Source organism: Granulicatella balaenopterae (assembly GCF_900111135.1).
Lineage (GTDB): Bacteria > Bacillota > Bacilli > Lactobacillales > Aerococcaceae > Granulicatella > Granulicatella balaenopterae.
Genome location: NZ_FOGF01000004.1, coordinates 55,025 through 75,505, shown reverse-complemented (window position 1 = coordinate 75,505; position 20,481 = coordinate 55,025). Strand labels below are relative to the sequence as shown.

The window sequence follows — 20,481 nt, the reverse complement described above, 5'->3', positions numbered from 1 at the left end:
ACGCTTACGCTTTTCTCCTTGACAAATGTTTCCTACCTCTTTTGTGTGGTAAACAAGTCCACTAAGCCCTAATATAAATCTTTCAGATTTCTTTTCATAACTCCTCAACAACACTACTTGACGAAGAGCCTTTTCATTTCTCCTTATTTATTGTGTAAAAAAAGTTTGAAGATATATATCTTCAAACCTTTTAACTTATGCTAATTTTTCTTTAATTACTGATTGTGCTTGAATAAACATCTCATCTTTTGTCATCCATAAAACAGCCACATAATATATAACACAAGCAATAATAATCATCACTATACTTAATAAAAATGGACCACTAACACTCATTTCAACAGGATATAGATATTTAATAGCTAATGAAATTGGTACAAAACCTAATGAAATTGATGCATACTTAGCAAATGTTGCAAAAATTGGTTTAACATCTAATAACTTAGCATTGCGAATGAAGCTATATTCTAAAAAGATTACCACATATTCTGATAAAATAGTTGTCACTACATAATAGGCTGGATTGGCCATCCCATTCGCATATAATAAACTATTTAACATAAAGTTCATCGCTCCACCAACAAAATAAAATTTCGTTAATTTATTTTCAAAACCATTAATCAAAATTACTTGAGTCCCTAATAAAATCTCAATCGCCCAAGAAATGGTTCGAATCGCAAAAATCGTCGTTACAATCCCACCGGCAACATATTTATCACTATACATTAAAACAGTAGCTTGGGTCCCTAAAACAGCAAGCCCCATTCCAATCGGCGCAATCGCTAAAGAAAACCAACGACTCCCCTTATAAATCAATTCCCGATAGGCTTCATGATCTCGCTTACCTAAATAATATCCCAAACGTGGCACACTAACGCTTACTGCCCCACCTACTACACCAACAATCAACATCACAATATTTTGACCATTCGTATAATTAGACACATCTTCTGGTATCCCTACACGTGCAATAAATGTTCTGTCTAATAATGTATAAAGCATATTTGCATTTGCTAATAAGAATAATCCAATCAATGGACGATACAAGCGTTTATAAAATGATAACTTCACCTTAACAAACTTCACTGAACGCTTAATCCAAATAAAACTTGCTAGATAATTCCCTAAATGACTAAGCGATAAAATTAATGCATAAATCATAATATCATCACTTTTTTTAACAAACATAAAAATACTTACTAACATAATAATTCTAAAAATAAAGGTTTTATAGAAAATAAAGCTATAATCTTCAAACGCTTCATTCATCCACTCGATATAAAACATTTGCGATACTAATTGAATGGTTAAAATATAGATTAACATTCGTACATTAGGGCTAGCTGTATATAAAGGAATACAACCTAAAAATAATAATGTTGTAATTAAGGTACAGCCCACTGAAACGTAAAACAATGCTGAAAACATATGATTAATCTTATCTTTATTATCCTTTACTTTACTGATTTCCCGAATCCCATAATTATAAACACCAAAAGTAGCAAATGGCACAAATAAATTCAAATAGGTATTAGCTATATTAAACTCCCCATACAATGGTTTACTTAACACCCGCGATAGATAAGCCGTCGTTATTAATGGGAAGACAATATTTAATAATTTTACTAACATATTCGCAAAAGCATTCGCTCGTATATCTTTCATAATTTCCTCCTAAATTTATTTATCTGATACATTATACCATGATAAAATCAAACAATTCTAAAATTAATGTAAAACCTTAAAAAAAGTCGAGTGAAACAGTTATAAACGCTGCTACTCGACTTGGTATTTACTGTTATTTTACTTGATAAATACGTTTTTGATCTTTAATACCACGCAATGTCACAAGACTAGCATCTTGGCGATCTGAAAAGTCTTGGTCGCTAGTTGATTCATCCACCATATCCATAAAGATTTGTTCATATTCTTTTACGCTAAGTGGTTTGCGATTAGCTAATAGAGCTTGATGGTTGTCTGTATATAAGTATTTTTCATAGTCTTCTACTAAATGACCCGTAAAGAATTCCCCTACTGCACCTGAACCATAACTAAAGAAACCAATTTTATCATTAGCTGTTAACTCTTGACAATTTTCTAATAATGATACAAAGCCAACAAACAATGAGCCTGTATAAACATTCCCAATTTGGCGATTATACTGAGTGGAGATTTGGTAACGTTCTAATAAACGTGCGCTCAGTTCTTCCTCTTCTTCTGCTAAGAATGGTTTGAATGCTTTTAAGCCCATTTTGCTATATGGTAAATGGAAACAAACTGCCGCGAAATCTGATAATTGACTATTAAAACGATCACGATAGTCTTGCCACACTTCCGCAAAGAAACGCATATATTGTTCATTTGAGAATTTTCCATCAACACATGGATATGGACAATCGTTTGGACGCCAGAAATCCATCACATCATCAGAAAACAGACTTGTCTCTTGATCAATCGTTAATACATGAGGATCTTTCGCCACTAAAATCGCCACTGCTCCAGCACCTTGCGTTGGTTCACCGCCACTTTGTAAACCATATTTGGCTACATCACTTGCAATCACTAATACTTTTGCTTCTGGATTCAATGCAACATGCGCTTTTGCTAATTGCAATGCGGCTGTTGCACCATAACAAGCATGTTTTAATTCTACGCAACGAATACGATTTGATAATCCTAATAAACTTTGCATATAAACTGCTGCAGATTTTGATTGGTCAATCCCAGTTTCTGTTCCAAATAAGACCATATCAATCGCTTCTTTATCTTCTTGTGTTAAAATCATACTTGCCGCATTAGCTGCCATTGAAACAATATCTTGGGTAATTGGCGCTACTGCCATTTTACTTTGACCAATTCCAATTGTATATTTAGCAGGCTCTACTTGACGCGCCACTGCTAAGTCTTCCATATCTAATACAAATGGTGGTACATAAAAGCCAATCTTATCAATTCCTATATTCATAATTTTCTCCCTTATTTATCAATAATTTAATTTATTTTTTCTATCTAAAAAACATACTAAGCACGTATTATAGTAGCAAAAATGAGCACTTGACACAAATTATATTACTAATATTTATAGGGATTTATAAAAAACTTAAACATTTATTAAGATAAATCAGTACACTTTTGGGATAATTCTGTCGTACAATGTTTTATATATCAAAAAAAACTGCTAATAATTCATTATTAGTTATCATAAAGGAGAAATATATGTTACAAGATGTCGTTATTGTTAGTGCCACAAGAACCCCTATCGGAAAGTTTGGTGGAAGTTTAAAAGAAATTCCCGCTATTAAATTAGGCACACTCGTTACTTCTGCTGCCATTAAAAAAGCTGGCTTAAAAGAAGAAATGATTGATCAAGTAATTTTTGGTAATGTTTTACAAGCAGGCTTAGGGCAAAATCCTGCTCGCCAAATTGCTTTAAATGCTCATTTACCATTAACAACCACAGCAATGACCATTAATGAGGTTTGCGGTTCAGGTCTAAAAGCCTTAATCTTAGCTGTCCAATCCATTCGTTTAGGTGATAGCCAAGTAATCGTTGCTGGAGGATGCGAGAATATGTCACTAGCTCCTCATCTATTTAACCAACGTTTTGGAGTTAAAGCTGGAAATGTTACTATGGTAGATTCATTATTTCATGATGGCTTAACCGATGCTTTTAGCCAAGAATCAATGGGATTAACAGCTGAAAAAGTTGCCCAAATGTATCATATCACTCGTGAAGAACAAGACAATTATGCTTTACAGTCCCAAATGCGTGCCACACAAGCTCAAACTGATGGCCGTTTTAAAGAAGAAATCACACCTGTTGCTATTCCACAACGTCGCAGCGAAGATTTTATCTTCCAAGATGATGAATTTATCCGTCCAACTACTACTAAAGAATCCTTAGCAAAATTACGCCCAGCCTTCCAAAAAGACGGTAGCGTAACAGCGGGTAATTCATCTGGTATTAATGATGGCGCAGCAGCTGTAGTCTTAATGAGCCGTCAAAAAGCTGAAGAATTAGGTATAGAAATCCTAGCAACTATTGAAAATTACGCTGAAGTAGGTATTGACCCAAGTATTATGGGTGTATCACCAATTGATGCCATTAATAGTCTATTAAACAAAGCTAATAAAACTATTGATGATATTGACTTATTTGAAATAAACGAAGCATTTGCTGCTCAAAGCGTAGCCGTTAAAAATACTTTAGAAATCCCTGATGAAAAAATCAATGTCAACGGTGGCGCAATTGCTTTAGGTCACCCAATTGGAGCATCAGGCGCTAGAATTTTAGTAACTTTATTACATGAATTAATTCGCCAAGATAAAAAAACAGGTATCGCCTCATTATGTATTGGCGGTGGGTTAGGTGTATCAATCTTAATTACAAGGGAGTGATTATATGCCAAATATGCTTGACTATATCGAAGAAACGAAACAGCTCACCTTTAAAGAACAGCCCTTTAATCATGTGGATATGCTCGTTTTAACGGAATTATCCTATCTACCTTTTGATTCGATTGTTCCCTATGCTTTAGATGTTCATCATGGTATTGCCATCGGGGAGTTCCAAGAACCGGTTAAAAATTTTAGAAAAAAACAAGAGGAAGATGAATGGGCGACTTGGTTTATGTTAACGCATGAGCGTGTTGATTTAATCGATGCCTTAACCTCATCCAAAAGATTTCAAGATATTATTTTGTATGGCTATGTAAATGATATTAACTTAGATCATGAAAAACAATTTTGTGCCGTTGCTTATAAACTCGATCAAGACACTTCCATCGTAGCTTTTCGTGGAACGGATGATAATTTAGTTGGTTGGAAAGAAGATTCCAATATGACCTATATGACTGAAGTACCCGCACAAACTTCTGCTCGCAATTATCTAAAAAAAGTGATGGATACATCTACTGATACTTTCCAAATTACAGGACATTCAAAGGGCGGAAATCTATCTTTATATGCAGCGTATGCAATTGATAAAGCCTACCAAGACCGAATTGAAGCTGTTTATTGTTTTGATTCACCTGGGTTACACCCTTCACAAATTAAAAGCAATAAATACCAATCCATTAAAGCAAAAGTTAAAGCCTACTTACCACAAGATTCTGTTGTTGGGATGTTTTTAGACCGCGATCGCCCACATAATGTTATTAAAAGTAATGCACGTGGGTTAATGCAACATAGCGCCTTTAGTTGGCAAATTGAAAATGGGAACTTTATTTATTTAGATGATGTTACCAAACGTAGCCATCGCATTGACCGCATGTTCAAAACTTGGACCGATACCCTATCAGAAGAAGAACTAGCTAACTTTTGGGATACTTTTTTTGATTTATTATATTCAACCGGCTCAGAAACATTAGAAGATTTAGCTAATAATTTCCCTAAGCGCTTAAATTTATTCCTAAAAAATAAAAAGAAACTCGATAAGACTGAACAAGAAATGCTAATGCGTGTTGCTTGGACACTATTATCGATTGATTACCAAGAATGGAGTGCCGACCTAGCAAAATCTCTGCCGAAATTTGAATTACCATCGATAGAAGATTGGCTAGCACAATTAAATCCTCCTAAAAAAAGAGGAATTATCTTATCAAACAAATTAAGTTCAGAAACCCAAAAATACCAAGAACTTTACAAAAGCTACAAACAAAAAACGCCTAAATCCACTAAATAATGGGTTTAGACGTTTTATTTTTTATAATACATCATAATTATCTTTAATATCACTAATAAAATCAGTTAATTCCTCAGATGTTAATTCGACTTCTAATTCAAATAATTGCGCTTGTTCTGACTTAGCTTGTTCTGATAGATTGTCTTCTACTAAGCCTTCTTGCGTTAACGTTAATAAATCAATACCGATTGTTGTCGTTGGATTCGTTTGAATAACTTCTTCCGTCACTTCAATTACTAAATAAATTGCTTCTGCTCCACGTTCAAGATTAAGAGATAAGCCAGAATCTTTAAAATCTGAATGATACCAATCTAATTCACCACTACTCACTTGTTCCCAACTAGTTAATAAATTTTCTAATTGAGTTGTTGTTAAACTTGTATTAATTTGATTTACTGTGTGACTATCAATCTCTGTTTGAATACGATTTTTAATATATTCACCTTGCACTAGCTCTTCAAAGCTCCATTCAAAATAAATACCTTCACCTTGTATAATCATTACTTTCTCCCCTTTTCAGACTTATCTTATCTATCATACATGATTTTATAAAAAAGAGGAAATTTAATTAACGCTTATCTACACGTTTCGTAAAATAATCACCCATCAATTGAATCACAAAAACTAATATCAAAATCATCACCGTTGCTACTAAGACGATATCTTGCTTATTACGAGTATAACCAATCAAATACGCTAAAGTTCCTAAACCACCAGAACCAATAACACCCGCAGCAGCAGTCGCACCAATTAAGGCAATCGCCGTAACCGTAATCCCAGAAATCAAAGCCGGCAATGCTTCAGGAATTAAGACTTTCCAAATAATTTTCAAAGTTGTTGCCCCCATTGATTCAGCCGCTTCGACAACCCCTACTGGAATCTCATTTAAAGCAATCGATACTAGGCGAGCATAAAATGGTGCAGCACTAATAATTAAAGCTGGAATTGCTCCTTTAGGTCCTAACATTGTTCCAACCAACACCTTAGTCACAGGAATTAATAATACAATCAAAATAACAAATGGAATTGAACGGAAAATATCTACCACAAATGATAAAGCACCGTGTACAAATTTATTTTCCCATGCATGATTTTCATCTGTTACATATAATAAAATCCCTAGCACTAAGCCAATCACAAATACATAGATTGTCGATACCACCGTCATATGTAACGTCTCTAAAGTCGCTTTATAAACATCCCCCCACAAAACATTGTCAAATGATAATATATTACTCGCAAACACAACATTAAATACGTTCATCTTCAATCACCTCCACTGATACACGACCTTTTTCAAATACTTTAATCATCTCACCTAGACGAGGACCTTCTGCTTCCACTAATACTAGTAAATTACCCAATGGCCCTTCTTGCGTAATTTGCACACTTCCTTGAATAATTGACATCCCCACATTAAATTCACGAATCACATCTGCCAAAATACCATCAGCAGTCTCATGACCAAAGTAATTCAAACGTACTAAAGTTCCACCTTTTAAGCCATCTCCTAATTGCGTTAAGACTTCTTCTAAATTCTCTTCATGTCGTTCACTACCAACAAATTGTTTTGTCACTTGATGTTGTGGATTACGAAAAACATCAACTACCGCACCTTCTTCAATCACACGTCCGTTTTCCATTACCGCTACTTTATGACAAATCTTACTGACCACTTGCATCTCATGAGTAATCATCACAATCGTTAAGCCTAATTCACGATTAATCTTTGCTAATAAAGCTAATATATCATCTGTTGTTTTCGGGTCTAAGGCGCTCGTTGCTTCATCACATAATAAGACTTCCGGATTATTCGCCAAAGCACGGGCAATCCCAACACGTTGTTTTTGACCACCTGATAATTGGGCTGGATAAGACTTTTCGCGCCCTTGTAAACCTACTAATTGCACTAATTCTGCTACACGTTTTTGACGCTCGACTTTTTTCATACCCGCAATTTCTAGAGGAAAGCTAATATTTTCTTCAACGGTACGTGACCATAAAAGATTAAAATGTTGAAAAATCATCGCTATTTTTAAGCGAGCTTGTAATAATTCTTTTTGTGATAATTGTACGATATCTTTATCATTTACCCAAATACTACCACTTGTTACGCTTTCCAAACCATTAACCATTCTGACTAAAGTACTTTTCCCTGCACCTGAAAAGCCAATAATCCCATAAATCATACCTTTTCCAATTTCTAAAGATACATGATCAACAGCTGTTACTGCTCCTTGTGACGTCTGATACACTTTTGAAACATCTTTTACTCTAATCATCTTTGTGCTCCTCTCCATTTATATTAGTTTAAAACGTTTTTTCGTTTTATTTTCTCTTTTTGCTCTCGCACTTCCCTTGCCTTTATTCAGCTGGTAAGATTGAACCATCTGGATAACTTTCTTTGATATAATCTTTAATTTCCTGGCTTTGTAAGACGTCCATTAACACTTTAATCTTTTCTTTATCGACTGATTCCGGTCTAACCGCAACTAAATTAGCATATGGTGAATTAGATGACTCAACTGCAATCGCATCTCTCGTTGGTGAAAGTCCCGCATCAATGGCAAAGTTCGCATTAATAATTACCGCATCGCCTTCTTCTTGCTGATAAGTTGTTACTAAAAATTCCGGCGCAATCTCAGGTTTAATCTCAATCTGTTTGGGATTAGAGATAATATCTTCTAGCCTAGCATCTACAGCTGTTACTCCATCGCATACTTCCATCAAACCTGCTTGCACAAAGAAATCAATACAACGCCCAATATCCGCCACACTAGTAGAAGCATATACGACAGCATTATCTGGTAAATCCGTTAAACTTCGATACTTTTTTGAATACACTGCCATTGGTTCCAAATGAACATTCCCCACACTAACTAAATCTAAATTGTTTTCTTTGGTGAATAATTCCAAATAGGGTGAATGTTGAAAATAATTCGCATCCGCATAACCATCCGCTACAATTCGATTTGGAGTTTGATAGTCATTCACAATCGTAATTTCTAAATCATAACCTTTTTCTTTTAATATTGGTTTAGCTGCCTCTAAGATTTCAGTATGCGGAACTGGTGAAGCAATCACTGTAATCACATTTTCAGGGGTTTCTATCGGTCCACCACAAGCACTTAATACACCCATCACCATACTAATTAACCCTACGACTAATTTCTTTTTACCATTCATCTTTTTCCCTCCTTTTATTATATTTCCCCATAAAAAAAACCTTCCCTCCCAAGCCCTTATCAGGCTAGAGACGAAAGGTTCGTGTTACCACTCTAGTTCCTATCAGCTTCACAACTGATAGCTCAAAAAGTACATCACTAGTCATAATGCTCGCAAGATACTCTTGTGTTGATATCGGACACAACCCCGCAATGGCTTCATCACCATTGTAGCTCCAGGACCATTTTCAGACACGCTTACTGTACTCTTTCTCACCATCCGAGTTCTCTTTAACAGTTCGACTATGCTTACTTATCCATTCATCGCTTCATATATTATATTTGTGCATTGATTTATCCTGATACTCTGTTTATGCTTAAAAGAGTAAGTTTTCACTAGGTTGTTGTAATCTTACAACTGAAAACGCTCTTTGTCAATCGTAAAACATAACATTTTTAATCTTTTTTTAATCTGTTTTAATCTTATTGCCATTTTATGTAATCTTCATCACTCATTGCTTCAACTGAACCTAATAAATAACCATTACCAACTTGTGAGAAGAAGTCATGATTACTTGTTCCTGTTGAAATACCATTCATAACAATTGGATCTACATCTGCAGCAGTCTCTGGAAATAATGGATCAAAGCCTAAATTTTGTAGCGCTTTATTGGCGTTATAACGGATAAAGACTTTTACTTTTTCACTCCATCCTAAACCATCATATAATTCTTCTACATATTTACTTTCATTGGTATACAATTCATAAATATTTTGGAAAATCCAATTTTTTAATACTTCTTGTTCCTCACTCGGTAATTGATTATAGCCAATTTGAAATTTATAGCCAATATATGTCCCATGAACAGATTCATCCCGAATAATTAACTTTATAATTTCCGCAACATTGGCTAATTTATTATTACCTAAATACCATAACGGCGCAAAAAATCCTGAATAGAATAAGAATGTCTCTAACATAACACTAGCAGCTTTTTTCTGTAACGCTGTGCCGTTTTGATAAATTTCATTAATACGATTGGCTTTCCATTGCAAGCGAGGATTAGCATTCGTCCAGGCAAATATTTCTTCAATTTCAGACTTAGTATTTAATGTACTAAAAATAGAAGAATAACTCTTAGCATGAACCGACTCCATAAATTGAATATTATTTAAAACGGCTTCTTCATGCTGCGTACGGACATCACTACGAATCACATCTACGCCATCTTGCGATTGTAAGGTATCTAAAAGTGTTAATCCACCAAAGACTTTCCCAATCATATCACGTTCTTTTTGTGTTAGCATACGCCAATCATCTAAATCATTTGATAAAGGAATTCGTGTATCAAGCCAAAATTGTTCTGTTAACTTTTCCCAAGTTAATTTATCAATCATATCTTCTATTTCATTCCAGTTAATGGCAATATATTTTTCATTTATTTCTTCCACATTTTCACACCCTTTTGATTAAATTGAACAGCTTTCACATGCATTACTACCGATTTCTTCATTATTTTCTGTAAATGTACGAACATAATAAATTGATTTCAAACCTTTATGCCAAGCATAATTACGTAAGATATTTAAATCTCTAGTTGTCATTTTATTGGTACGACCGTCTTTCCAAGGATACATCCCTTCTGGAAGCTCTGCACGCATAAATAATGTCATACTCATTCCTTGGTCAATATGTTTTTGGGCAGCTGCATAGACATCAATCACCTTACGCATATCAATATCATAAGCAGATTTATAATATGGTAGCGTCTCATTTGATAGATAAGGTGCAGGATAATATGTCTTTCCAGTTTTCTTTTCTTGACGTTCTTCAATTAATCGAGTAATCGGATGCAAGCTGGCTGAAGTCTCATTCACATAACTAATAGAACCCGTTGGCGCAACCGCTAGACGATTTTGGTGGTATAAACCAAATTCTGCTACACTTTCTTTTAGTGCTTGCCAATCTGCTTTCGTTGGTACTGGTAAATCAGCAAATATTTCTTGATTCTTTTCAAATTGAATCACACAATCTTCTGCTAAATATGGTGTGAAATATTCACCTGTTTTATATTGTGATTTTTCAAAACCATCAAACATAATACCACGCTCTTTAGCAATCTGGTTACTTGCTTTTAATGTATAAAAGTTTAATAAACGGAAATATAAATCAGTCGCTTCAATTGATTCAGGTGAGCCATATTCCATTTGATTCAATGCAAAGAAAGTATGTAATCCCATCGCACCTAAACCGATTGTATGAGCTTTACGATTACCATTTTTTACAGTTGGTACAGCATCAATATCTGAATGATCTGTTACAAAGGTTAAAGCACGTACAGCTGTTGTAATTGATTTTTCAAAATTAGGCGACTGCATCATATTCACAATATTTGTTGAGCCTAGATTACAACTAATATCTGTACCTAATACTTCATATTCTTGACTATTGGTAATAACAGATGGTTCTTGTACTTGCAAGATTTCACTACATAAATTACTCATAATAATTTTACCGTCAATTGGATTATTTCGATTTGCCGTATCGATATTAATAATATAAGGATAACCGGATTCTTGTTGTAATTTACTGATTTCTTGTTCTAATTCACGGGCACGAATTTTTGATTTGCGGATATTAGGATTATTCACTAAATTGTCATACTCTTTCGTAATATCCACATATGAAAATGGCACACCATATTCACGTTCTACATCATAAGGACTGAATAAATACATCATATCATCGGCTTTAATTAAGTGATAAAACTTATCTGGAACGACTAATCCTAGCGATAAAGTTTTCACACGAATCTTCTCATCCGCATTTTCTTTTTTAGTTGATAAAAACGATACAATATCTGGGTGGAATACATTTAAGTAAACTGCTCCAGCACCATTTCTTTGTCCTAATTGATTAGAATAACTAAAGCTATCTTCTAATAATTTCATAATTGGCACAACACCACTTGAAGCATTTTCGATTTTTTTGATTGGATCACCAGCCGCACGAATATTAGATAAACTAACACCCACACCACCACCAATTCGTGATAATTGCAGTGCTGAGTTAATCGTACGACCAATGCTATTCATATCATCTGTCACTTGCACCAAAAAGCACGATACCAATTCTCCACGACGTTTGCGCCCAGCATTTAAAAAAGTTGGCGTTGCTGGTTGATAGCGTTGATGAATCATTTCTTCTGCTAAATCTCTCGCTAATTGCTCATTGCCATCTGCTAAATATAATGCATTAAAAACAATACGATCCTCAAAACGTTCTAAATAACGCTCTCCATCATCTGTTTTTAAAGCATATTGTTTATAAAATTTAAAAGCCGCCATAAATGATCTAAAACGAAATTTCTTTTGATAAGTTGATTGCATTAATTCTTTTACAAAATCACGCGAATATTTTGCTAAAAACTCTTCTTCTAAATAATCATGTTCTATTAAATAATCTAACTTCTCATCTAAAGTATAGAAAAATACCGTATTTGGATTTACGTGTTCTAAAAAGAATGCCCTAACAGCTTCCTTATCTTTTTCTAAAGGAATCTTACCATTAATTGGTCGATTCAATTCATTATTTAAAGCAAAATAAGTTACTTCATGGTTCTTATTAACTAATTTTGGTTTATCCAAGTGCACTCACCTTTTCCTTTATAAATTTTACATCTTCGTCTGTCCCTTGAAACTCAAAACAGTGAATTAATGGTACTTGATACTCTTTTGCTAAATCCTTAGCTGTATAACAAAATAAATTATCAAAATTCAAATTGCCACTGCCTGCTACTCCACGTAAAAATGAATGGTTATTGCCAGTCTCAATAAAATCATTCATAATCTCTGTTACTTCTATATCATATGTTGGCACAATGATAATGAATGGCTCAAAAATTTCTTGGAAGGCATTATCTGGATGAATTTCAAGCGAATCCATCTCAAGCTTTGCTACAAATCTACGTGTTTGCCCTGTTAAAGACATATATACTACTTTCATCTAATCCCGTCCTTTGTCATTTTATCTATCTAAAATATGTTCTCTTTTTGTCATTACCCCATTATACCGACTAAACTACAACTATTCAACAAATATACTCTTGTAACCATGAAGAGATAATACCATATATTGTGCCTGTTGTTAATAGAACCACTAAATAAAGTACCAGTTTTTATAGTTGACATTTTAAATCTACAGTTGTAAACTTTAGTTAGAGTCAATTAAAGAAAGGAGTTGATGCACTTTGAACGACACTACTATCAGTAAAGCTGAATGGCAAGTGATGCGTGTTATTTGGGCGAATCCAGGTACCACTTCAAATTATATTATTGAAGTCTTAACCCAAAAATATGCTTGGAAGACCTCAACTATCAAAACATTAATTACGCGATTACAAAAGAAAAATTGTATCGCCATTACAAATAAAAAAAGGCCCTATCAATATGTGGCCTTAATTAGTGAACATGAGCATCTCACTCGTGAAATGGATTATTTATTTGATAACATTTGTGCTAATAAAAAAGAACAATTATTAGGTGAATTTATCGAAAAAAGACCCTTCACCAAACGTCAACTAGCTTATCTAGAAGCCATACTAGAGGAAAAAAAACAAACGGCTGTTGCCCAATTAGAATGTGGCTGTCCAATTGGGCAATGCAGCTGTCATTGTCACGCAAAAGAAAGGGAGGAAAAATAATGAATACTTATACATTTAAAATTGACGGAATGAGTTGCGCAAGTTGCTCAGGAAACGTTGAAGATACTGCTAAAAAAATACCCGGAGTAAAAAAAGCTTCCGTTAACTTAGCCACCGAAAAATTAACCATTACAACTGAAGAAAGTGGCCAAGAATTTATTGATCAAGTTTGTTATGCTATTAGCCAAATTGGTTACTCTGCCAAATTAATGGACAATACGATTACTAGTGAAGATAAAAAAGAATTTATCAACCAACGCTTAGAAAAGTTAGAACGCCAACGTAAAACATTAATATTAGCGTTTATTTTCACGATTCCTTTATTATACATTTCAATGGGGTCAATGATGGGTTTACCTATTCCAAATGCTATTACTCCAACTAACAATCCATTAGCTTTTGCGCTAGTTCAATTATGTTTAGCTGTCCCAGTGATGATTATTGGTCGTAAGCTTTATAAAAAAGGCTTTAAAAATTTAATCAGTTTACACCCAAGTATGGAAAGTTTAGTCGCAATTGGTACTAGCTCTGCATTTATTTATAGTATGTATGCAACAATTCAAATCATTAATGGTCAAGAACATTATGTACACCAATTATACTTTGAATCAACTGCTGTTATTATCGCTTTAATTTCTCTAGGAAAATATTTTGAAAACAAAGCCAAAAATAAAACATCACAAGCAATCCAGTCATTAATGGAATTAGCTCCCGATGAAGCAACTATTATCGTTGATGGAGAAACTAAAGTCATTAAAACAGAAGAACTTCAAGTCGGCGATACTATTCTCGTAAAAGCTGGCGAAAAAATGCCTGTCGATGGCGTGCTAACAAAAGGCCATACTTCCGTTGATGAATCTATGATTACTGGTGAAAGCATGCCTGTTTCAAAAAATATTGGCGACCCAATCGTTAGCGCTACTATTAATACAACAGGCGTCATTGAATACCAAGCTACTAAAGTCGGAAATGACACTACCTTAGCACAAATCATCCATTTAATTGAAGATGCTCAAGGTTCAAAAGCGCCAATTGCCAAATTAGCCGATACCGTTGCGCATTATTTTGTACCAACTGTTATTAGTTTAGCCTTCATCGCCGCCTTAGCATGGTACTTCATTGGACAAGAACCCATTAGCTTCGTCTTATCTATCTTTATCGCAGTCTTAATTATCGCTTGTCCATGTGCTTTAGGACTAGCTACACCAACTGCTATTATGGTCGGAACAGGTCAAGGTGCCAAACATGGTATCCTCATCAAATCCGGTGAAGCGTTAGAAATTGCTCATAAAATTGATACCATTATTTTCGACAAAACCGGTACCATCACACAAGGGAAACCAGTTGTAACAGACATCTTACCATTAACAAAAGACTACCCAGAAAAAGAATTATTACAATTAGCTGCATCAATTGAACAATATTCTGAACACCCACTTTCAAAAGCAATTTTATTAAAAGCCCAAGAACAAGATATTCATTTAGCAGCTGTCACTGATTTTAAAGTTTTACCAGGGAATGGTGTCCAAGGAATCTACAAAAATGAAAAAATTATTATCGGTAATGAACGTTTTATGAACCAAGAAAATATCACAACCGCTAACGTAACACAACAAACAACACCTTTATCAAATGTTGGTAAAACCGTTATCTACATTGCCAATGAACAAACAGTCATCGGGGTAATCGCAATTAGTGATACAATCAAACAAACAAGTGCTTCAGCTGTTCTAACCTTACAAGCAATGGGCTTAAATGTCGTAATGGTAACTGGTGACCAAGCCTTAACAGCCAAAGCCATCGCCCAACAAGCACATATCACAGAAGTTGTCAGCAATGTCTTACCAAAAGATAAAGCCCGAATTGTGAAACAATACCAAAAAGAAGGTCGCACTGTCGCTATGGTTGGTGATGGAATCAATGACGCTCCAGCTTTAACACAAGCTGACCTTGGAATCGCAATTGGCTCAGGAACTGATGTCGCCATTGAATCAGCCGACTTTGTATTAATGAATGATGATTTACAAAATGTCGTAACCGCTATTCAATTAAGTAGTGCAACCATTAAAAACATCAAACAAAACTTATTCTGGGCCTTCGCCTATAATACAATCGGTATCCCAATCGCAATGGGCTTATTGTACTTATTTGGTGGACCGTTACTAAACCCAATGATCGGTGGCTTAGCAATGAGCTTCAGTTCAGTATCCGTTGTCTTAAATGCTTTACGCTTAAGAAAATTCCAACCAAAAACCGTTGCTTTAACGAATGTCCATACTGAAGATAATGAGATTAAAGTCATCGCCCAACAAGAAAGCGAACTTAAAGATGGCACTGTAACAACTACTGAATCTACAGAACATGCAACACCAATCATGACACAAGTATTAACAATCGAAACTATCCACTGCCAAAACTGTGCTAATACTATTACCGAACACTTCTCTACTTTAACAAGTGTTGAAAACGTCGCAGTTGATATCGAAAATAATGAAGTAACTGTTACAACGTCAAAAGCTCTAACAAAAGACGATTACCAACAAGCACTACAGGATACTAATTTCGTCATAACAAATCTAAAAACATCGGAGGAAACAACCATGACACAAACTTTAACTATCGAAACTATCCACTGCCAAAACTGTGCAAATACCATTACCGAACGCTTCTCTACTTTAGCAAATATTGAAAATATCGCAGTCAATATCGAAAATAATGAAGTAACCATCACTACTTCAAAAGCTCTAACAAAAGACGATTACCAAAACGCCTTAAAAGGTACCAACTTCACCGTCACTGAAATCAACTAAAAACATAAAAAAGGATTGGGGAAATTCCTCAATCCTTTTTTATTACTATTATTTAATTGGTCTTTCTAATCCTTTGTAACTTGAGTCTAGCTCTTGTAACTCAGATAAATTATCAACTTCTACTAAATCTCCCAGTTCCATTTGATAAATACCTAATTGATAGTCTTCTGGATGACAGAACAAAGCTACATCATCCCAGTAAATTTGGCGATTTTTCAAAACGTCAAATTGATATTCTAAATGAACTTTCAACTTCTCACCATCTTCTTTATTCCAACGTGAGACACTATATAATTGCCAACCTTTTTCTCCGCCATCACGACGACATGAAGTAACTACACCCTCTTGATTAACACTTAATAACCACTCATCAGTCTCTTCTTCAGCCCAAGTACAACTATACCCAGAGCGATCAAAATCTTTATGTAAAATCTCTTGATTATAAATAATTTGATCACCATCCATAATAATCGTATCGCCTAAATGTTCTCTTGCGACATATAATGATGAGATATTATTACAAGTATCTGCATATGGATTATCAATTAAGGTCACCATCGGGAAATCTTTCACCAATTCTTGGAATGCTTCTTTTAAATAGCCAACCACTACATAAATCTCTCTAATATCATTAGCTAATAAAGCTTCAATAACCGTATCAATCATTCGTTTACCATTAACTTTTACCATTGGTTTAGGTGTTGTAAATGTGACAGGTTGAAGACGCGAACCTGTTCCAGCTGCCATAATAATCGCTTTTTTTACTGTGTTCATAAAAGACTCCCCTAGTTTATAATTCTTCTAACTTCTTCAATTCTTCTAATTTCTTCAATTCTTCTTTCACAATCGCATAGTACTCTTTAGCATAACGATATTGACGCAATGAATATTCACCAAATTCCACTCCTAATTGTGCTTTATATTCACACCAGTTACTCCATAAAAGACCTGCAATTGCCATATATGCATAAATTTTAATACGTACAAGTGGGTCGCAACCTTCAGTAAAGTATTGATCAATTAACATATCTGTTTGTTGACGATTATATAAAGCATAAATCGCAAACATCGCAATATCAACATGCGGATCTTGCATGCTTGCATATTCCCAGTCAATTAAACGAACTTCTTCATGTCCATCCGCAGTTGGTACAAATAAGAAGTTATCTGGGACTGCATCTAAGTGAACCAAAATCTCTTTTGGACAATTAGCTTCCACAAATTTTTGTAAGCTTAAAACATGTTTTTTCGTTTTTTGATAATCTTTATACATTGATGGTGTACCATTCCATAATGATTCATAAAATTCAATTTGCCCAAATAAATCAAAACGGTGATCAACTATTAATTCCATTTCGTGGAAACTACGCAAACGTTGCATACAAGCTTTCACATCATCAATATGATCAATATTACATACACGTGCACCTTCTAAAAATTCAGTGATTTTATAACCAGTATCAGGATCGATATAATTGATTGTATCACAAATATCTTTATCAGCAATCTTATGATAAACATTGGCTTCTTCACAACGATTAATCATTTGGTCAGTACCTTCACCAGGAATGCGCATAATATATTTGGTACCTTTAGCTGTAAATAAGAACGAACGATTCGTCATCCCTTTTTTCAAGACCGTAATCTCAACAATCTCTTCTTCCTCAACCCCTAAAGCTTCTTTAATAATCGTAATGGCATCTGATTTTAAGTGATTTGATTGGCTATCTAATTCACGCAATTGCTCATAAGTATTAATCTCAAATACTTTTGTACTATCAACTACTTTTGCTTCTAAAACCATACGGCCGCGACGATATAAAGCTGCTTCCCAAAATGCATCATAATACGCAGCTTTTTTATCTAAGGAACTAATTTTTTTACAAATTACTGGGGCATCTTCTTGGGTAATATAACTAATACCAATCATTTTATTGCCATTGTCTTCCACTTTAACTAATTTTTGTTTGCGATTCACCATTACTTCACTTTCAAAATCTAATTGATCGCTAACCATATACCATGAATATAATTCCTGATTCGAAAATGGGTTTTCCTGACACCAAATATCACATGGCATAATATACGTATTAGAAATCTTATCAACAACTAAATTCATTGAATGTAAGTTATTCTTTTCAGCATAATCTGAATTAACGACCAATTCTACTTGATATAAATCAATTAAATATTCATATTGCTCCTTCATAAAACCAACCACAATACTAATATCCTTCACACCAACTTCATGCAATTGTTTAATCAAACGTTCAATTAACGGCTCACCATTAATTTCTAGTAAACCTTTTGGTGTTTGCGTATTAATTGGTACCATACGCATCCCAAATCCAGCCGCTAAAATAATAGCTTTTTCTGGTGCTAAACTAGTTGCTAATTCTTTAGCTTGTTGATTAATACTTAAGTCTTCATTTATATAATTTTCTTCTTGTAAAATTTTCACCGAACGATTCACACTTCCTAATGAATAGCCTGTTTTTTCGACTAATTCTCGTTGTGTGTTGACTGTATGATGTAACAGTGTGTTCAAAACATCTTTAGTAATCTTGTTCATGTACATACGCTCCTTTTGATTTCGTGAACTTATTCTCATTATATCACTAATCCTTAGAAGGTCAATCAACTATATACATTCTTAACAAATTCCTTTACTTCTATACTATAAAATGAGTTATGCACTATTTTCTCACTAAAAAACCTTATAAAATCACTCTACTAGCAATCTTATAAGGTATACTTTCTTATAAATTTATCTCATTGTCACAAATTCTTCTGAACCTGTTGGATGAATTGCCACTGTTGCATCAAAATCAGCTTTTGTCGCACCCATCTTCATTGCAACTGCAAATCCTTGAATCATTTCATCAACGCCATAACCAATTCCATGCAACCCAACTACTAATTCTTCTTCACCCATAGTTACTAGTTTAAAGCGACATACTTGACGATGGTCGGCTAACGCAGTATACATTGAGGTAAATCCTGAAGTATAGCATTTTACTTTTTGGGATCCATATTTTTCAATGGCTTCTTTTTCTGTTAAACCAACAGTTCCAATCGCAGGATGTGAAAAAATAACAGTTGGAATTAATGAATAATCCATCTTAGCATCAACTTTTCCATTAAATAAGCGCTCTGCTAAAGTACGCCCTGCTTTAATAGCAACTGGTGTTAATTCTTTAGCTTCAGTAACATCACCAATTGCATAAATTCCTGGCACGTTTGTATTTTGATACTCATCGACAATAATATGACCTTTTGGAGTGACGGCAACACCTGCTTTTTCTAAATCTAAATAATCTGTATTTGGTGTACGTCCTACCGCCCAAATAACTTCTTCTGCAGTTAAACTAGTACCATCTTTAAAGCGAACAGTCACTGTACCATCACTATTTTTTTGTAATTCTTCTGGAACTTTAAAGGTATGTAATCGTGGGCCATCTTGTTCCATTATTTCTACTAAAGTATCGGTAATATAGTCTTCAAAGGCACGTAATGGTTTATGCTTTCTAACACATAAATCAGTCTTAACACCAAAACTATCTAATACGCCAGCTAATTCAACGGCAATATATCCTGCTCCTAATACAATAACAGACTGCGGTAATTCTTCCAAAGCAAATACATCATTTGAAGTCTTACCCAATTCACAACCTTTAATTTGTGGAATCACTGCACGTCCACCAGGTGCTACTACAATATGCTTAGCTGTGATTAGTTCACCATTCACTTCAACAGTATGACTGTCAACAAATTTGGCATAGCCTTCAATTACATCAATATGATTATTCTGAAATGTACGTGTATAAGACGAGCGAGAACGTTCAATATACGCTTCACGATTTGCTCGAAAAACTTGATAATCCATCTTCGCTTTTGGAATATCAAAACCATAATCACTACTATATTTATTAATAGCTTCTGTTACTTGTGCACCATACCACATAATCTTTTTAGGAACACAACCAACATTAACACATGTTCCGCCTAATAAATTCCCTTCAATAACAGCCGCTTTAGCACCATACATTGCCGCACGATTCATCGTTGCAATACCACCGCTTCCGCCACCAATTGTAATAATATCGTATTCTCTCATCATT

The 20,481-nt window shown here is 34.5% G+C and carries 16 protein-coding genes and 1 pseudogene; 5 read left to right on the top strand and 12 right to left on the bottom strand.

What is annotated here, in order from left to right; translation table 11 throughout:
• Positions 1–195: 195 nt before the first annotated feature.
• Entirely contained in the window at positions 196–1,665 is a 1,470-nt protein-coding gene (locus BMX09_RS01775) for an oligosaccharide flippase family protein (protein ID WP_089745987.1), read from the bottom strand.
• Positions 1,666–1,798: 133 nt separating this feature from the next.
• Positions 1,799–2,965, bottom strand: coding sequence for a hydroxymethylglutaryl-CoA synthase (locus BMX09_RS01770; RefSeq protein ID WP_089745986.1), 1,167 nt, complete (start codon positions 2,963–2,965; stop codon positions 1,799–1,801).
• A 251-nt stretch (positions 2,966–3,216) separates the two neighbouring features.
• On the opposite strand from BMX09_RS01770, the gene BMX09_RS01765 reads away from it, so the two are divergent.
• Positions 3,217–4,398, top strand: coding sequence for an acetyl-CoA C-acetyltransferase (locus BMX09_RS01765; RefSeq protein WP_089745985.1), 1,182 nt, complete (start codon positions 3,217–3,219; stop codon positions 4,396–4,398).
• Between the two features lie 4 nt (positions 4,399–4,402).
• Complete coding sequence (locus BMX09_RS01760) at positions 4,403–5,683, top strand: Mbeg1-like protein (RefSeq protein ID WP_089745984.1); 1,281 nt, start codon at positions 4,403–4,405, stop codon at positions 5,681–5,683.
• Positions 5,684–5,704: 21 nt separating this feature from the next.
• Here the strand turns inward: BMX09_RS01760 and BMX09_RS01755 are convergent, their stop codons facing one another.
• The 7 genes from BMX09_RS01755 to nrdI form a co-directional block, all read right to left on the bottom strand.
• Positions 5,705–6,184 (bottom strand): hypothetical protein, encoded by a 480-nt coding sequence (locus BMX09_RS01755; protein ID WP_089745983.1) that lies wholly within the window; start codon positions 6,182–6,184, stop codon positions 5,705–5,707.
• A 67-nt stretch (positions 6,185–6,251) separates the two neighbouring features.
• A complete protein-coding gene (locus BMX09_RS01750) occupies positions 6,252–6,947 on the bottom strand; it encodes a methionine ABC transporter permease (RefSeq protein ID WP_089745982.1) in 696 nt (231 codons plus the stop codon).
• Entirely contained in the window at positions 6,934–7,965 is a 1,032-nt protein-coding gene (locus BMX09_RS01745; RefSeq protein ID WP_089745981.1) for a methionine ABC transporter ATP-binding protein, read from the bottom strand. Before BMX09_RS01745 ends, BMX09_RS01750 begins: the two co-directional genes overlap by 14 nt.
• A gap of 82 nt (positions 7,966–8,047) precedes the next feature.
• Positions 8,048–8,869, bottom strand: a complete 822-nt coding sequence (locus BMX09_RS01740; protein ID WP_089745980.1) for a MetQ/NlpA family ABC transporter substrate-binding protein — start codon at positions 8,867–8,869, stop codon at positions 8,048–8,050.
• Positions 8,870–9,330: 461 nt separating this feature from the next.
• Positions 9,331–10,290: a class 1b ribonucleoside-diphosphate reductase subunit beta gene (gene nrdF, locus BMX09_RS01735; protein WP_089745989.1), complete on the bottom strand. Its 960-nt coding sequence runs from the start codon at positions 10,288–10,290 to the stop codon at positions 9,331–9,333.
• A 27-nt stretch (positions 10,291–10,317) separates the two neighbouring features.
• The gene (nrdE, locus tag BMX09_RS01730) at positions 10,318–12,495 is read right to left on the bottom strand and encodes a class 1b ribonucleoside-diphosphate reductase subunit alpha (protein WP_089745979.1); all 2,178 of its coding nucleotides are present in this window, start codon (positions 12,493–12,495) and stop codon (positions 10,318–10,320) included.
• Complete coding sequence (gene nrdI / locus BMX09_RS01725; RefSeq protein WP_089745978.1) at positions 12,488–12,853, bottom strand: class Ib ribonucleoside-diphosphate reductase assembly flavoprotein NrdI; 366 nt, start codon at positions 12,851–12,853, stop codon at positions 12,488–12,490. The genes nrdE and nrdI overlap by 8 nt, the downstream gene beginning before the upstream one ends.
• Before the next feature lie 244 nt (positions 12,854–13,097).
• On the opposite strand from nrdI, the gene BMX09_RS01720 reads away from it, so the two are divergent.
• From BMX09_RS01720 to BMX09_RS10235, 3 genes and pseudogenes are all read left to right on the top strand, one after another.
• Positions 13,098–13,550, top strand: coding sequence for a CopY/TcrY family copper transport repressor (locus BMX09_RS01720; protein WP_089745977.1), 453 nt, complete (start codon positions 13,098–13,100; stop codon positions 13,548–13,550).
• A pseudogene (locus BMX09_RS01715) lies at positions 13,550–15,802 on the top strand (heavy metal translocating P-type ATPase); the annotation flags it as partial. The gene BMX09_RS01720 and the pseudogene BMX09_RS01715, both read left to right, overlap by 1 nt.
• A gap of 123 nt (positions 15,803–15,925) precedes the next feature.
• Complete coding sequence (locus BMX09_RS10235; protein ID WP_245711103.1) at positions 15,926–16,360, top strand: heavy-metal-associated domain-containing protein; 435 nt, start codon at positions 15,926–15,928, stop codon at positions 16,358–16,360.
• A gap of 48 nt (positions 16,361–16,408) precedes the next feature.
• Here the strand turns inward: BMX09_RS10235 and BMX09_RS01710 are convergent, their stop codons facing one another.
• From BMX09_RS01710 to gorA, 3 genes are all read right to left on the bottom strand, one after another.
• Positions 16,409–17,134, bottom strand: coding sequence for a sugar phosphate nucleotidyltransferase (locus BMX09_RS01710; RefSeq protein WP_089745975.1), 726 nt, complete (start codon positions 17,132–17,134; stop codon positions 16,409–16,411).
• A gap of 16 nt (positions 17,135–17,150) precedes the next feature.
• On the bottom strand, positions 17,151–18,932 hold the full coding sequence (locus BMX09_RS01705) for an NTP transferase domain-containing protein (RefSeq protein WP_089745974.1): 1,782 nt from the start codon (positions 18,930–18,932) through the stop codon (positions 17,151–17,153).
• A 195-nt stretch (positions 18,933–19,127) separates the two neighbouring features.
• On the bottom strand, positions 19,128–20,477 hold the full coding sequence (gorA, locus tag BMX09_RS01700; RefSeq protein WP_089745973.1) for a glutathione-disulfide reductase: 1,350 nt from the start codon (positions 20,475–20,477) through the stop codon (positions 19,128–19,130).
• Positions 20,478–20,481: the final 4 nt, after the last annotated feature.

Bases quoted from the DNA above. Each gene is read 5' to 3' on its own strand.
- BMX09_RS01750 (WP_089745982.1), bottom strand. From the start codon at position 6,947: ATGAACGTATTTAATGTTGTGTTTGCGAGTAATATATTATCATTTGAC.
- BMX09_RS01755 (WP_089745983.1), bottom strand. From the start codon at position 6,184: ATGATTATACAAGGTGAAGGTATTTATTTTGAATGGAGCTTTGAAGAG.
- BMX09_RS01710 (WP_089745975.1), bottom strand. From the start codon at position 17,134: ATGAACACAGTAAAAAAAGCGATTATTATGGCAGCTGGAACAGGTTCG.
- BMX09_RS01770 (WP_089745986.1), bottom strand. From the start codon at position 2,965: ATGAATATAGGAATTGATAAGATTGGCTTTTATGTACCACCATTTGTA.
- BMX09_RS01740 (WP_089745980.1), bottom strand. From the start codon at position 8,869: ATGAATGGTAAAAAGAAATTAGTCGTAGGGTTAATTAGTATGGTGATG.
- BMX09_RS01775 (WP_089745987.1), bottom strand. From the start codon at position 1,665: ATGAAAGATATACGAGCGAATGCTTTTGCGAATATGTTAGTAAAATTA.
- gorA (WP_089745973.1), bottom strand. From the start codon at position 20,477: ATGAGAGAATACGATATTATTACAATTGGTGGCGGAAGCGGTGGTATT.
- BMX09_RS10235 (WP_245711103.1), top strand. From the start codon at position 15,926: ATGACACAAGTATTAACAATCGAAACTATCCACTGCCAAAACTGTGCT.
- nrdI (WP_089745978.1), bottom strand. From the start codon at position 12,853: ATGAAAGTAGTATATATGTCTTTAACAGGGCAAACACGTAGATTTGTA.
- BMX09_RS01765 (WP_089745985.1), top strand. From the start codon at position 3,217: ATGTTACAAGATGTCGTTATTGTTAGTGCCACAAGAACCCCTATCGGA.
- BMX09_RS01745 (WP_089745981.1), bottom strand. From the start codon at position 7,965: ATGATTAGAGTAAAAGATGTTTCAAAAGTGTATCAGACGTCACAAGGA.
- BMX09_RS01705 (WP_089745974.1), bottom strand. From the start codon at position 18,932: ATGAACAAGATTACTAAAGATGTTTTGAACACACTGTTACATCATACA.
- BMX09_RS01760 (WP_089745984.1), top strand. From the start codon at position 4,403: ATGCCAAATATGCTTGACTATATCGAAGAAACGAAACAGCTCACCTTT.